The sequence below is a fragment of the Winogradskya humida genome (genome assembly GCF_016862215.1).
GTDB lineage: Bacteria > Actinomycetota > Actinomycetes > Mycobacteriales > Micromonosporaceae > Actinoplanes > Actinoplanes humidus.
Map to the genome: position 1 here is coordinate 13637 of NZ_BOMN01000144.1, position 14389 is coordinate 28025.

14 protein-coding genes are annotated in these 14389 nt (G+C 69.0%); 5 read left to right on the forward strand and 9 right to left on the reverse strand.

Translation table 11 applies throughout. The features are described from left to right. Positions 1-13: 13 nt before the first annotated feature. From Ahu01nite_RS47465 to Ahu01nite_RS47480, 4 genes are all read right to left on the reverse strand, one after another. Positions 14-1294 carry an Nramp family divalent metal transporter gene (locus Ahu01nite_RS47465; RefSeq protein ID WP_239159723.1) on the reverse strand — a complete coding sequence of 427 codons (1281 nt, stop codon included), beginning with the start codon at positions 1292-1294 and terminating at the stop codon, positions 14-16. Positions 1295-1345: 51 nt separating this feature from the next. Beyond that, positions 1346-2293, reverse strand: a complete 948-nt coding sequence (locus Ahu01nite_RS47470) for a ferritin-like domain-containing protein (protein WP_239159724.1) — start codon at positions 2291-2293, stop codon at positions 1346-1348. Between the two features lie 314 nt (positions 2294-2607). Continuing rightward, positions 2608-3993 carry an alpha,alpha-trehalose-phosphate synthase (UDP-forming) gene (locus tag Ahu01nite_RS47475; protein ID WP_239159725.1) on the reverse strand — a complete coding sequence of 462 codons (1386 nt, stop codon included), beginning with the start codon at positions 3991-3993 and terminating at the stop codon, positions 2608-2610. Positions 3994-4122: 129 nt separating this feature from the next. Further along, complete coding sequence (locus Ahu01nite_RS47480) at positions 4123-4494, reverse strand: DUF4267 domain-containing protein (RefSeq protein ID WP_203843359.1); 372 nt, start codon at positions 4492-4494, stop codon at positions 4123-4125. An 86-nt stretch (positions 4495-4580) separates the two neighbouring features. On the opposite strand from Ahu01nite_RS47480, the gene Ahu01nite_RS47485 reads away from it, so the two are divergent. Next, the gene (locus Ahu01nite_RS47485; protein WP_203843360.1) at positions 4581-5153 is read left to right on the forward strand and encodes a TetR/AcrR family transcriptional regulator; all 573 of its coding nucleotides are present in this window, start codon (positions 4581-4583) and stop codon (positions 5151-5153) included. Positions 5154-5249: 96 nt separating this feature from the next. Here Ahu01nite_RS47485 and Ahu01nite_RS47490 read toward each other — a convergent pair whose 3' ends face one another. Both Ahu01nite_RS47490 and Ahu01nite_RS47495 read right to left on the reverse strand, forming a co-directional pair. Next, the gene (locus tag Ahu01nite_RS47490) at positions 5250-5696 is read right to left on the reverse strand and encodes a phosphotransferase (RefSeq protein WP_239159726.1); all 447 of its coding nucleotides are present in this window, start codon (positions 5694-5696) and stop codon (positions 5250-5252) included. Between the two features lie 160 nt (positions 5697-5856). Further along, a complete protein-coding gene (locus Ahu01nite_RS47495; RefSeq protein ID WP_203843361.1) occupies positions 5857-6870 on the reverse strand; it encodes a LacI family DNA-binding transcriptional regulator in 1014 nt (337 codons plus the stop codon). Positions 6871-6980: 110 nt separating this feature from the next. On the opposite strand from Ahu01nite_RS47495, the gene Ahu01nite_RS47500 reads away from it, so the two are divergent. Further along, positions 6981-7658 (forward strand): 2-phosphosulfolactate phosphatase, encoded by a 678-nt coding sequence (locus Ahu01nite_RS47500; RefSeq protein WP_203843362.1) that lies wholly within the window; start codon positions 6981-6983, stop codon positions 7656-7658. A gap of 106 nt (positions 7659-7764) precedes the next feature. After that, positions 7765-9732 carry a right-handed parallel beta-helix repeat-containing protein gene (locus tag Ahu01nite_RS47505; RefSeq protein ID WP_203843363.1) on the forward strand — a complete coding sequence of 656 codons (1968 nt, stop codon included), beginning with the start codon at positions 7765-7767 and terminating at the stop codon, positions 9730-9732. 150 nt (positions 9733-9882) lie between these two features. On the opposite strand, the gene Ahu01nite_RS47510 is transcribed toward Ahu01nite_RS47505, so the two are convergent. After that, the gene (locus Ahu01nite_RS47510; RefSeq protein WP_203843397.1) at positions 9883-10983 is read right to left on the reverse strand and encodes an RCC1 domain-containing protein; all 1101 of its coding nucleotides are present in this window, start codon (positions 10981-10983) and stop codon (positions 9883-9885) included. A gap of 169 nt (positions 10984-11152) precedes the next feature. Continuing rightward, entirely contained in the window at positions 11153-11884 is a 732-nt protein-coding gene (locus Ahu01nite_RS47515; protein WP_203843364.1) for a GAF and ANTAR domain-containing protein, read from the reverse strand. Between the two features lie 322 nt (positions 11885-12206). Between Ahu01nite_RS47515 and Ahu01nite_RS47520 the strand changes: the two genes are divergently transcribed. Together Ahu01nite_RS47520 and Ahu01nite_RS47525 are read left to right on the forward strand one after the other, a co-directional pair. Further along, complete coding sequence (locus tag Ahu01nite_RS47520; protein ID WP_203843365.1) at positions 12207-12890, forward strand: GAF and ANTAR domain-containing protein; 684 nt, start codon at positions 12207-12209, stop codon at positions 12888-12890. Positions 12891-13084: 194 nt separating this feature from the next. Continuing rightward, the gene (locus Ahu01nite_RS47525; protein ID WP_203843366.1) at positions 13085-13522 is read left to right on the forward strand and encodes a hypothetical protein; all 438 of its coding nucleotides are present in this window, start codon (positions 13085-13087) and stop codon (positions 13520-13522) included. On the opposite strand, the gene Ahu01nite_RS47530 is transcribed toward Ahu01nite_RS47525, so the two are convergent. Further along, the gene (locus Ahu01nite_RS47530; RefSeq protein WP_203843367.1) at positions 13519-14379 is read right to left on the reverse strand and encodes an ATP-binding protein; all 861 of its coding nucleotides are present in this window, start codon (positions 14377-14379) and stop codon (positions 13519-13521) included. The genes Ahu01nite_RS47525 and Ahu01nite_RS47530 overlap by 4 nt on opposite strands. Positions 14380-14389 lie beyond the last annotated feature (10 nt).

The window sequence follows — 14389 nt, forward strand, 5'->3', positions numbered from 1 at the left end:
CAGGCGACCTGCCTCAGGTGAGCCAGGTAGTCAGTTGCTGGCCGAGCAGCATGAGGTTGAGGCCGCTGAGCACGGCCACCACGGCGGCCATACCGGCGGTCATGGTCCGGGTGTTGACGTGCTCGCCCATGATGTCGCGGCGGCTGGTGAGCCACAGCAGCGCGCCGAGTGCGAACGGGATGCCGAACGACAGGGTCACCTGGCTCAGCACGAGCGCTTTGGTGGGGTCGAGCCCGGACATCAGGAGTACGACGGCCGGGGTCATGGTGATGGCACGGCGCAGCCAGGTCGCGATGCGCAGATTCAGGAAGCCGTCCATGATGATCTGACCGGCGGCCGTGCCGACGCTGGACGACGAGATCCCGGAGGCCAGCAATGCGGCGGCGAACGCGAGGGCGACGCTGCCGCCGATCGTCTCCGCGAACCGGTTGTGGACCTCGCCGAGACCGATCGCCGGTGTGCCGGGACCGCCGTAGAAGAGCTTCGCGGCGACGGCCAGCATGCTGAGATTGACGAGACCGGCGATTCCCATCGCGATGCCGATGTCGAGCCGGGCGAAGTGCAGCATCTTCGTGCGGCAGGTGTCGCCGGCCACCCCGACCCGGTTGCTCATCAGCCCGGAGTGCAGGTAGATGGCGTGCGGCATGACGGTCGCACCGATGATGCCGACGGCGAGAAGCAGGGTGTCGTCTCCGGCGAAGTTCGGGATCAGGCCGCCCAGCACCCCGGTGGCCGACGGCGGAATGCGCAGGGTCGTGTAGAGGAAACCGGCGCAGATGAGGGCGAGCATCGCCCCGACGGCCAGCTCGAACGGCCGGTGCCCGCGACGCTGGAACGCGAGGATCGCAAAGGCGAGGACGGCCGTGATGACCGCGGCGAGCGGCAGGGGCATGCCGAAGAGCAGGTTGAGGCCGATGGCGGCGCCGACGAATTCGGCCAGGTCGGTGGCCATGGCGACGATCTCGGCCTGGCCCCACATGACCCACCGGCTGCGGCGGCCCATCGTGGCGCGGCACAGCTGCGGCAGGCTCTGCCCGGTGACGATGCCGAGCTTCGCGGCGAGGTACTGGATCGGCATGGCGACGACGTTCGCGAGCACCACCACCCAGACCAGCCGGTAGCCGGTGCTGGACCCGGCGGCGAAGTTGGTGGCGAAGTTGCCGGGGTCGAGATAGGCGATCGCCGCGACGAACGCCGGCCCCAGCGCCGTCGCGATACGCAGGTTCTTCGCCGCCGGGGTGAGCCGCCCGGGGAGGGGCCCCGTGATCAGCGGCGGTGGTGATGTCCGGGTCACGAAGCTGTCCCTCCTCGGGCGACGATGAATGTCCGCGCTACAGGTACGGCGTCAGCCGCTGACCCGTACGTCACCGTTGAGGCCCTTGGGGTAGAAGCCGCCCTTGCTGACCTTGCCCGGGTTCAGGTACACGATGTTGAGCACCTGCCCCGGGGTACGGCTGTAGGCGATGCCGCTCTTGTTCGTCGGGTTGATGTTGGCCCGTCCGTTGGCGGTGATGCCCTGGTCGAGGTCCGTCCTGCCGTCCAGCGAATCGCGCGCGGCGGACAGCTTCGCCACGGTCGCGGCCATGTCCTTCTCGAACAGCGACGTGCGGATGGTCGCGGCGTGATACGCCTCGACGGCCAGGATGCCGGCTGCGGCCTCCAGGTAGGTCTTGTTGGTGATCAGCGGGGCAGCGCCCTTGTACGCGGTGACGCCGACATCCTCGAACAGGTACGCCGCCAGCAGGAAGTTGTTCTCGTTGGCGTACGGGTCGAACGTCTCAGTGGCACCGATGACACCGGCGGCGCGGGCTGCCGCCGTGAAGCTGTCACGAATGTTGATCGAGGGGCGCGACACCGCGGCCTTGCCCAGGGCCCCGCGCAGGAAGTTCACGTGCGCGCGCTCGTCGTTCGCGATCTCCTGGGCGTACTGCCGGATCGCGGGAGTGTCGAACTTGACCGCCCGGCCACCGGTCACGCCGCCCCGGGTGCCCTTGCCAGTGGTGAAGTTGTCGGCGAGCCCTTCACCGTTCACGGCGTGCAGGTAGAACTCCGCTTCGAGGTATTCCAGGTTCAGCGCGAAGTTCAGCACCGCTCCATCGCTCGGCGCCGCCGCCGCGGCCGCGGCGGCCGTGGCGGCTTCCTGGGCAGGCGCCGCGACGGCCGGTGAGGTGAGCACGCCGCCACCGACGACTCCGAGCCCGAGAGCTCCGGCACTCTGCAGGAAGCGGCGGCGGTCCGCTTTGTTCTCAGCACTGCGGCTGATCATTTCCTTGACGAGGGTCTTACCGAACACGGTGCACTCCCTGACAGAAGACGGGCACGACAAACCGGCCCGGCGTCGGGGACGCGGGGTCGAGGGTCGTGAAAGAGGCCGGCGGAACTGTCACTCGACGACGGTCGCCGGGCTGCCTCGGGGGTCTGCCGGGAGCACCGGCGGTACGGATCGGGCAGCCTGCAACAGATCAGCCAGGCAAACCATAACGATCGACGGCCGCGCTCAAGGTCGAAAGTGAGAATAAATTGCAAATGCCAACAGCAGGCAATAAAACCCAGGTCAGAACAGCTCCCTGCCACGTCCGCCCTCCTGACGTGGCAGGTCTGCCGTCGTCAGTCGGCGAGTGCTCCGAGGAAGTCCTGAGCCCAGCGGTCGATGTCGTGACCGCGGACCTGGGCACGCATCGGGCGCATCCGGCCGGCCTGCTCGGCGGGGTCGGCGTTCAGGGCGTCGACGAGGGCGCGCTTGATGTCCTCGACGTCGTGCGGGTTGACCAGGAAGGCGGTCTCCAGCTCGGCGGCGGCACCGGCGAACTCGCTGAGCACCAGGGCGCCCCGGTCGTCCTCGCGGGCGGCGACGTACTCCTTGGCGACCAGGTTCATGCCGTCGCGCAGCGGGGTGATGACCATGACGTCGGCGGCGAGGTAGAGCGCGACGAGTTCCTCGCGGTTCATCGACTGGAAGAGGTAGTGCACCGGGACCTGGCCGACCGCGCCGAACTCGCCGTTGATCCGGCCGACCTCGCGCTCGACCCGGGCGCGCAGTTCCTGATACTCCTGGACGCGCATCCGGCTCGGCGTGGCGACCTGGACCAGGACCACGTCGTCGTTGGAGACGGTGCCGTCGGCGAGCAGTTCGCCGTACGCCTCGAGCCTCTGCTCGATGCCCTTGGTGTAGTCGAGGCGGTCGACGCCGAGCAGCAGCCGGCGGTCACCACCGAGCTCCTTGCGCATGCGCCGGGCCTCGGCCTGGACGCCGGGATCGGAGGCGAGCTTCTCCACCTCGTCGACGTCGATCGAGATCGGGAACGCCCGGGCGGTGACGGTGCGGCCATCGTGGACGACGTGGTCCTCCTGCGGGTCCAGCCCGAGCAGCCGGCCGGTCAGCTGCAGGAAATTCTGCGCGGCGAGCGGGCGCTGGAAGCCGACCAGGTCCGCGCCGAGGAGTCCGCGCAGCAGTTCGGCACGACGGGGCAGCTGCATGAACAGCTCCACCGGCGGGAACGGGATGTGCAGGAAGAACCCGATCCGCAGGTCGGGCCGCCGCTCGCGCAGCATCGCCGGCACCAGCATCAACTGGTAGTCGTGCACCCACACCGTGCCGCCGGGCGCGGCCAGCTCTGCGGCGGCCTCAGCGAACCGGCGGTTGACGGCTTCGTAGGCCTGGCGCCACGGCCGGCGGTGGGTCGGCTGCTCGACTGCATCGTGGAACAGCGGCCAGATGGTGCCGTTGGACTGCCCCTCGTAGTACCGGTCGACGTCATCGGCACTCAGCCCCACCGGGTGCAGGTGCATCCCGTCGCTGTCGAACGGCTCGGGCGCGTCGCCGGGCTGACCGGTCCAGCCCACCCACGCACCGCCATGGCCGCGCACGATCGGCTGCAGCGCGCTGACCAGCCCGCCCGGGCTCCGCGCCCAGCTGCGGCTCCCGTCGGCGGCCACCACCTCGTCGACCGGCAGGCGGTTGGCGACCACGACGAACTCGTACGTCTCGTTCACAGCGATGTCCTCACCACCTGCAGATACCGCGCGCTCCCCGTAGCGAAACCCTCCGCGCCCGTTAGGTTGTGCGCAATTAAGTTGTGCACAACTTAATTGCACACAACCTAACGGCGAGTTTTCGACGCGTCACAGGGCGAACAGCAGGGCGGCGCTGATCAGTACGGTGACCGCCGTGGCGAAGTGGATGCCGAACGCGACGGCTTTGGTGCCACCGTGGCGCAGGACGATCACGGTGTCCCCTAGTGGCGCTAGGGCGACGACGAGCATGAACCACGCCTCGGCCTGCACCCCCACGAAGGCTAGCAGCGCTAGGCCGACCAGCCCGTAGGTAAGGTCGCGGACGCCCTTGACCGACAGGAAAGCGTCTCCCTTGCCTGGCTCGACCGGGACGCCGTAACCCGCCGCGGCCGCGTGCGGCACCAGGAGGAACCTGACGCCAATGAAGATGATGAAGAGATTGAGCGCGATGGCGAGGCCGTAGGCGACCGTCTCGAGCATGATGACTCCCTTGCTAGCATCGCTAGAATATATTGTGACACTAACATGGCACCGACAGCCCGGCTAGTGCCGCTAGGATTCCTGTCATGCCTATTCAGGAGCGCCGGGTACGCGAACGCAGGGAGCGGGAGCGATTGATCATCGACACCGCCCGCCAGATGGCCGAAGCCGAGGGCTGGGACGCCGTCACCACCCGCCGGCTCTCGGAACGGATCGAATACAGCCAGCCGGTGCTCTACAGCCACTTCAAGGGCAAGGACGCCATCATGGCGGCCGTGGCACTCCAGGGTTTCGCCGAATTGGCCACTGAACTGCGCGAGGCCCGGACCGGATCCACCGATCCGCAAACGTCACTCGCCGGGGTGGCCGCGGCATACGCCCACTTCGCCGAGACCAGGCCCGTCCTGTACGAGGCCATGTTCACCAGCGCCGTCGACCTGACGTTCGCCAGCCCGGACACGCCGGCCGAACTGCAGGAGGGCTTCGGCGAGATCCGCGAGGCGGTCCGCCCCCTCGTCGGCGATGACGACCTCGAAGTACGCACCGAGGTCTTCTGGGCCAGCCTCCACGGCCTGATGACCCTCACCCGCTCAGGCCGCCTGCGCCGCGAGGACCACGACCGGCGAATGGCCGTCCTGCTCCACCGCTTCAGCGATTAGGCCGCGCCGCTTTCCCTGCCGGGGGTTACAAGAGGGCTCAGCCGGGGGTTACAAGAGGGCTCAGCCGGGCGTTGACAAGAGGGGCTCAGCCGGGTGTCACATGCAGGCTTTGAGTACGTCGACCTCGCAGCCCGGGGCGAACGGGTCGAAGCCGTGGCCGGCGAGCCAGCGGACGTTGAGGAGGCTGCGCAGCGACCACCAGGCGCGAACGGCAGCCAGGTCGGCGGCGGGTCCGTAGCCGGCGAGGACGTCGGCGAGGCGGTCCTCGTGCCCCAGGGTCAGCGTGGCGAGGTCGAACATCGGGTCGCCGTGGCCGGCCTCGGACCAGTCGAGCACGCCGGTGACCCGGTCCTCATCGGTGAAGATGTGGGTGATCTGGAGGTCGCCGTGGATGAACGCCGGGGCGAACGGGCGGAAGGCTGCCCCGGCGACCTCGCGGTTGCGGGCGACCAGACCGGCGGCGAGGCGGGCGACGGCTCGCCGAGAACGCCGAGGGCCTGGCCGGGGAGGGCACCGAGCGCGATCACCGACGGCTGGCGCCACAGGATCGGGGCCGTCGGGACCGGTGCCGCAGCCATCGCCTCGGCTTCGGCGTCCAGGCGCGCCGGGTCGCCGTCCACCTTGAGAAAGACGTCGCCGACGCGCAGCGTCACCCGCTCGGAATGAGCAACCACGACCTGCACATCGTCCATGCGGGCCAGTATCAGGCAGAGCCCGAGCGGTGGCCCGCGCTTTCCCGTTGCACGAGTTCGACCGGGAAGTACTGGCGGTGACCGGGCGGGACGTCACCCGTCAGCAGCAGGCGGGTCGCGGCGGCGGCCATCTCCTCGACCGGTACGCGCATCGTGGTCAGCGGCGGGTTGGCGCACTCCGCGGCGATGCTGTCGTCGAAGCCCACGAGGGCGACATCGTGCGGGACGCTGCGCCCGGAGGCCGTGATGGCCTGGACCGCGCCGGCGGCCATGAGGTCACTCGCCACCACCATGGCGTCGAGGTCGGGACAGCGTTCGAGGAGCTCGCGGGCGGCGGCGCGCCCGCTCTCGCGCATGAAGTAGCCATGCGCCTCGATGGGCGGGAGGCCGAGGTCCGCCATCGCGTTGCGGTAACCCGCGCGGCGGGCGGTGGCACAGGTGTTGTCCTTGGGGCCGTGGATGGCGGCGATGCGGCGGCGGCCCAGCGCGTACAGATGCTCGACTGCGGCCCGGGTCCCGCCGGCGTTGTCCGCCTCGATCGCCGGGACCACCGGCGACGTCGCGACGAGGGAGACCACCTGCCGGCAGCGACTGTAGAAGCGGGACGCCAGCTCCGGTGGGAGGCTGGTGAGCACCGCCCCGACGGTGACCCGCTCCGCGATCGCGTCGATCTCCCCGGGCCCGCTGTCCCCGTTGACGGCGTGGATGCGCATCTGCACATCCTGGGCCTGCAGCAGGGACATCATCCCGGACAGCACCCGGCTGTAGTAGGGATCCGCACCCAGCCACCGGATATCGGGCGGCCCGCAGGCGAACGCGACGACATCCACCGCCCGGTGCCGCCCGGACGCCAGGGCCCGCGCGGTCGGGTCGGGCAGGAAACCGAGCTCGGCAACGGCGGCCTCCACCCGGGCCCGCAACTGGTCGGAGGCCCCGGGAGCTTTGTTGATCACGCGCGACACCGTGGCACGGGAAACCCCCGCCACCCGCGCGACGTCCATAATGGTCGGCCTCGATCTGTTCATCACTGCCCACGGTACGGCCGAGAGCGCTCTCAGGTGAACCGTTAAAGTTCCGCCGCCCCAGCAGGAAAACCCGTTGCGGGCCGGCTTGGCAGCGGTGGAGGGTCGCGATCATGTCGATCGTGGGTATGGATGCCGAGATTTCTTCCGGGGTGGTCGTTGTCGTCGACGTCATCCGGGCCTTCACCACGGCGGCTGTCGCGTTCGAGCGGGGTGTGCGGGACATAGCCTGCGCGGCGTCGCTCGACCTCGGGCGTGAGCTCCGGCGGCGGTACCCGGATCGGCTCCTGGCCGGGGAGAGCCGGGGGCTCAAGCCGGTGGACTACGACTTCGGGAATTCGCCGTTCGAGATGTCGATGGCGCAGGTGGACGGGAAGCGGCTGATTCAGGCGACGTCGAATGGCACGGTGGGGCTCGGGCGGTGTTTGGAGCCGACGGCGTTGCTTGCGGCATCGGCTCGCAATGTCAGCGCTACTGCGCGGTGGGTCAGGGCGAACCATGGTGGGGAGCCTTGGACGATTCTGTGCACCGGGCGCACTGAAGAGGATTGGGCCTGTGCCAGGCATCTGAGTGATCTTTTGCAGGGGGTGGAGCCGGAGCGGGAACGGCTGGTCGCGGGAGTCATGGATGGCGTCGCCGAACGTTCCCGCAGCTTCGCTCATCGCCCGGTGGCCGATCGCGTCGACCTCTCCGTGGATCTGCCGTTCTGCTGCGACGTCGACCGCTCCGCATTCGCGATGGTCGGCGAAATCCGCGACGACCACGTCGTGCTGACGAAGGTGCCGGCCTGAGAAACAGGTCAGCCGAAACTCTCGGAAATGTTTCGGCGTTGACACTGAATGTTTCGGAAGATTACGTTGGCGGGGTCTTCCAGGCGTGAGAAGGGCCCTGCCGATCATGACCTCTGTCCTGCACGTGGCGACCACCGGTTCCGACGATTCCGACGGGTCGGCTCAGCGGCCGTTCCGGACCATCAACCAGGCGGCCGCGACGGCCCGGCCCGGTGACACCGTTGTTGTGCACGGCGGGGAATACCGGGAGTGGGTGACGCCGCGCCGGGGCGGGCTCAGTGATTCACGGCGGATCACCTATGCCGCGGCGGACGGTGAGCATGTGGTGATCAAGGGCTCCGAGCGGATCACCGACTGGGAATCCGACGGTGGGACGGTCTGGCGCGCCGCCGTGCCGAATGCACTTTTCGGGGATTTCAATCCGTTTGCCGAGGAGGTCGCCGGCGACTGGATCGTCTATCCCGAGGGCGCGCCGCGGAAGCATCTCGGCGATGTCTATCTCAATGGGCGCAGCTTTTACGAGGTCGCTGATCGGGCCGCGGTGGACGATCCGCCGCTGCGCAAGGAGGTGCTGGACAATTGGACGGCGCTGCCCGACCAGGTGCGGGATCCGGAGCAGACCACGCTGGTGTGGCACGCGCAGGTCGGCGCCGAGGTGACCACGATCTGGGCGAACTTCCAGGGTGCCGATCCGAACACCCAGCTGACCGAGATCAACGTACGCCGATCGGTGTTCTATCCGCTCGTCCCGCACCTGGACTACATCACCGTGCGCGGCTTCGAGCTGGCCCAGGCCGCGAGCCCGTGGACGCCGCCGACCGCTGATCAGCCGGGGCTCATCGGCCCGAACTGGGCCAGGGGCTGGATCATCGAGGACAACGTCATCCACGACGCGAAGTGCTCGGCGATCTCGATCGGCAAGGAGGCGTCGACCGGGCACAACTACGCGACCGATCGCGGCGACAAACCCGGTTACCAGTATCAGCTCGAGTCGGTGTTCAGTGCGCGGCAGATCGGCTGGGACCGGGAGCACATCGGGTCGCACGTCATCCGCCGGAACACGATTTACGACTGCGGGCAGAACGGCATCGTGGGCCATCTCGGATGCGTCTTCTCGACCATCGAGGACAACCACATCTACAACATCGCGATCAAACGCGAGTTCTACGGGTACGAGATCGGCGGCATCAAACTCCACGCCGCCATCGACGTGGTGATCCGGCACAACCGCATCCACGACTGTTCCCTCGGGACCTGGCTGGACTGGCAGACCCAGGGTTCGCGGATCTCGCGCAACGTCTACTACAACAACAACCGGGACCTGTTCGTCGAGGTCAGCCATGGCCCGTACCTCGTCGACCACAACGTGTTCGGGTCGCGGGCCTCGTTCGAGTCGTTCAGCCAGGGCGGCGCCTTCGTCGGCAACCTGTTCGCGGGCACCCTGCGCCTCGAGCCGGTGATGGACCGCGCCACGCCGTACCACCGGCCGCACAGCACCCAGGTCGCCGGTTACGCGGTGATCCGAGGCGGCGACGACCGCTACATCGGCAACATCTTCGCCGGTGACGATCTTGCCTCCGCGTACGGCACCGGCGGCGACGGTGAAGCCACCCCGGGGTACGGCCTCGCCGGCTACGACAGCCACCCGGCGTCCTTCGAGGAGTACAAGGACCGCATCGCCGCGCAGCCGCCCGGTGATCACAAGCGCTTCCACGACGTGCTGCAACCGGTCTACGCCCGCGACAACGTCCACATCGCCGCGGCCCGACCGTTCACCGGCGAGACCGGCTCCCACCGGCTCGACAATGCGACGGTCACCGTTGTCGAGGAGGACGACGTGGTCTATCTGCAGACCGAGCTCCCGGCCGGGTTCGACCGGGTACGCGTCAGCACGGTCAACGGCCGCGACCTGCCACCCGTACGTTTCGCTGATGCCGCCTTCGAAGAACCCGACGGCAGCCCGGCCGTCATCGACGTGGACCTGACCGGCGCCCACCGCCCGGCCGGCGAACCCGCCGCGGCAGGCCCCGTCGCCGCCCTCACCTCCGGAACCTCACGCATCCGCATCTGGTAACTCCCAGCCGCCCGCGTGAACCGGCCGCTCAGAACAGAATGGCCGGCCGTTCAGAACGAAACGGCCGGCCGGCCGTTCAGAACAGAACGGCATGAGAGCGGCCGCTCAGGGCAGAGCGGCCGCTCGACGTGAACCCTCGGGGGCAGATGCTCAGGCCGGGAACGTCACCAGCTGCGGGGCGGTCCGCTGGGTGGTGGTGCCGTCACCCAGCTGGGCGTTCGCGTTGTTGCCCCAGCACCACAGCCCGCCGTCGGTGCGGATGACGCAGTTGTGGTAACCGGTGGCGGCGTTGCTGGTCCAGGTGGTGGCGGTGCCGACGCGGGTCGGGGCGTACCGGTGGGTGGTGGTGCCGTCGCCGATCTGCCCTGTCGCGTTGTTGCCCCAGCACCACAGTGACCCGTCCGTACGCGTGGCGCACGCCGTGTCGAAGCCGGCCCGGACGCCCGTCCACGTGGTGACGGCACCCACCTGGATCGGCGCGGCCTGGTAGGAACCGGTGACGCCGAGCTGCCCGTACCCGTTGTCACCCCAGCACCACAGCGTCCCGTCGGTCCGGGTGGCGCACGTGAAGGTGTACCCCGCCGTCACACCGGCCCAGCTGGTCGCGGTGCCGATCTGCGTGGGTGTCGTCTGGTAGCTCGGGGTGCCCGTGCCGAGCTGCCCCGATGAGCTGTCACCCCAGCACCAGAGGGTGCCGTCGGTCCGGGTGGCGCAGGTGTGTGCGAAGCCGGTCGTGACGCTCGCCCAGGTGGCCGCCGTGCCGACACGCAGCGGCGTGGTCTGGACGTAGACGACGGCGCCGTCACCCAGCTGGCCCAGCCGGTTGAAACCCCAGCACCACAACGTTCCATCGGTACGCACACCGCACGTGTGACTGTCCCCGGCGCTCACGGAGGCCCACGTGGTCGCGGTGCCGACCTGCACCGGGGCAGTGCGCTTCACGGTGCTGCCGTCGCCGAGCTGACCCCGGGTGTTACTGCCCCAGCACCACAGTGTCCCGTCCGTGCGGACCGCGCAGGTGTAACTGGTGCCGGCGTCGATGCCGGCCCAGGTGGCGGCGCCGACGCGGACCGGGGTGGTCCGGTTCACCGCCGTCCCGTCGCCGATCTGGCCGCTGGCGTTGCTGCCCCAGCACCACAGGCTCGCGTCGGTGCGGATCGCACACGTATGGGCATATCCGGCGGCCACCGTGGCGGGCGCCGGAGCGGCCGCGGAAGCGGGGCCGGCGGTGACTCCGAGGCCGATCATCATCAGGACGGCGGCGAGGACAATTCTCGCCGGACTACCGGTAAGCGACAGCGTTTTCACGTGACTCCTCGTCGCAGGAAGTTACGCGAAGGTTACGGGAGCGCTCCCAAACATTCAAGAACGTCGCTTTGCCAAGCTCACGGAAGGCGGGGGCTTGCAGAAGGGCCTGGGCTCACGGACGGGTGAGGTCGGGGATGTTGGCCGGGTCGGTGACGATGGCCAGGGCCAGGTCGGCGATGCGCCGGCTGTTGCGCCGGGAATAGGTACGGAGCAACGTGAACGCCTCGTCCGGGCTCACGTCGTACGCACGGATGATCACGCCCTTGGCCTGCTCGATGATGACCCGGCTCTCGAGGGCGTGCTGCAGCTGATCGGTCAGGGTCTGCTCGCGCAGCAGCGCGCGCTGCTGCAGGAGCCCGATCGCCGCGACGTCGGCGAGGGCCTGCACGATCGGCACGTCGGCGTCGTCAAAATCGGCGCCGACCACGGTGCCGAAGACGTTCAACGCCCCGATCACCTCCCGGCGCACCCGCAACGGGAAAGCGTGCACCGACTGGAACCCGGCCGCCACCGCCCGCGGCGCGAACAGCGGCCAGCGCCCGCCCGCAGCCGGCAGATCGGCGTTGACCACCGGATGGCCGGAGCGGAACGCTTCCAGGCATGGGCCTTCCTGGCTCTGCAACTGGAACAGCTCGAGCCACATGGCATTGTCCTGCGAGGCGGCCATGAACTGCAGCTCGTCGTGCTCGTCCGCTAGCAGCATCCCCACAGCGGCGGCACCGACCAGGTCGGCCGTGCGCTTGGTCAGCATGTGCAGGAAATCCCGGAGGTTGAACTCCGCGGTGAGGGTGTCGGCGGCCTCCACAAATATCTTCGACAGCTGCCCGGTGGACAAAGTGGTCATGACGTACGCCGACTCAGTGCGGGCCGAACCACGGTGCTGAATGACGACATGACGCTCCCGAGGTAACGTGCGGACGTACACGTGACGCCGGGGCCCGGGGCGACTGGCCGCCGAGGCGAGACACCTTGGGCGGTGACCGGGACTATACGCCCGCATTGCACAGTCAGGCGAAGGCGTACGGTGGTCGGCGCCCGCAGACGACGCCACAGTCCGTGTGAAACTCGACCCGCTGCGACTCAGCGCACCCGACAGCTCGGGAAGGCAGCCGCCATGCGGCTACGCCCACACACCATCACGAACGCCATCGACGGCAGGCCCGGCCGTGGCTGACCCCGATCCGGCCGATGCCGCCTTCGCCACCCTGACCAGCAGCAGCACCGTCGCCGAGGTGGGCGAGGCCTGCCTGCGGGCGCTGCCGCGGATCAGCGGGACGGCCGTGACCATCCTGACCGGCGTCAACACCCGCCGGAGCGTGTTCACCAGCGACGACATAGGCACCGCCATAGAGGACGCGCAGTTCGAACATGGTGAGGGACCCTGTTTCCAGGCGTTCCACACCGGTGTCGCCGTGTTCGTCGCCGACCTGCGCGACCCGGTGCACATGGCATCCTGGCCGGGTTACGTCCCCGCCGCGCTCGTGGCCGGCGCCCTGGCCGTCGCCGCCCTGCCGATCACCGCCGGCCGTCGCCGCTTCGCCGTGCTCGACCTCTACCGCAGCAGCGCCGGACAATTTGACGACAACGAGGCCGCCGTAGCCGCTCGCTTCGCCGATGCCGCCGGCCGCGCGCTCCTGCACGCCGTCCCGGCAGCCGCTGACGCCGACTCGGGCTACGCACCCGAACGCCGCGACGTCGTCCACCAGGCAGTGGGCATGGTCATGGTGCAGGTGGGCGGCAACCGTCACGATGCGCTGGCCCGGCTGCGCGCACACGCCTACGCCACCGAAAGGCATCTCGACGACACCGCCGCCGACGTCCTCGGCCACCGCCTGTCGTTCACTCCCTAGAACGCAGCACCCTTGATCGGTTCCCTCAGCCGAGGTCCACCGAAAGACCAATACTTACGTACCCGTCCAAACTGTCTACTTTCGGCACGACGAGCCGCCTACTCTCGTGAGGTGGCGTCGTGACCGATCACCGCCATCCGTTGCCCCGGACCCCGGTAGCGAACATCCGCACCCGGTGCCTCAGGGAAGCCGACATGACCGTTCCTTACCTGCCCCTTCCGGCCGCTGAGAACGAAGCGATCAACACCCCGCTTCCGTCCTTCACCAGCAGCGGAACAACGGCATTGATCGAGATCGGGGTACACGGCCGCTGGTCGTACGAGCTGGGCGCCGACGTCTCCGCCGGCATCCGCCAACAGCTCGCCGAACGTCCCAGCGCCATGATCATCGACCTCTGCGAGCTCCTGGACGCCGACGGCACCAGCCTCGCGCTGTGGCTCGCCACGCGACGGGCCTGCACGGCGATACGGCCACCGATCGCGCTGGCACTGTGTCTGCCGGGCAAGACGATGCTGGAACGCAGGCTGCGGCGCATCGACACGAACCGCCTGCCACGATTCACCACCATGTGCGAGGCACGGGCCGCCATGATAAAACGGCGGAAGAGCGCCGATCTCACCGTACTACGTTAGGCCACCGAGGCCCACACCACCTTGCCGCCGAGAGTAGGCATCGCACCCCACCCGGTGGCGACATGGTGCACCAGACGCAGCCCACGCCCCCGGTATTCGAGGACGGCCAGCGGATCCACCGATACCGGGTGGCGTGGGCGGGGGAACCAGGAAATGCCGTCCCGCACCGCGACGTGCAGCATGGTGCCGGTGCGCGACAGCGTGACGACGAAGTCGGTGCAGGCGTGTTCCACGGCGTTGGCCGCCAGCTCCGACACCACCAGCAGCGCGTCCTGCAGCAGCCCGGGCAGATTCCAGGCAAGACATGCCCGGCTGACGAGTTCCCGGGCGGCCCGCACCGAGGCCGGCAGTGGCTGCAGGCGCGCCTGGAGATGGTCGGCGCGCGACGTCCGGGCGGCGACGGCCGTGCGCACCTGCGGCATCCCGGCGTACACCTCCGGTCCCGGTTTCCCGGCAAGTGCCAGCTGCCGGTTCAACCGCGTCGCCACGGGCAGGCACAACGCGAGCTGCACCGGCGACACCTCCCGCAGGGCCCGCTGCCAGGCATCGCGCCAGAACGGGACGCTGTCGCCGAGCGGGTCATCCACCTCGTGCAGGTCGACGATGATCGCGCGGGACGGCCCCGCCAGGCACAGGCCCAGCCCCTCGGACACCTGACCGGCCAGCACCGGCGACCACCGGCCGTACACCACCAGCTCGACCACCGCGATGCCCGCGTCGCCGGTGACGCCCACTGCGATCCCCGCGTCGCCGGTGACGCCCACTGCGCTCTCGTCGTGGCCGGTGACACCCACCGCGCTCCCGGAGTGGGCGGCCGCGGCAGTGAGCAGATATGGGGATCGAAGTAACTCGGTCACTGCGAAATAC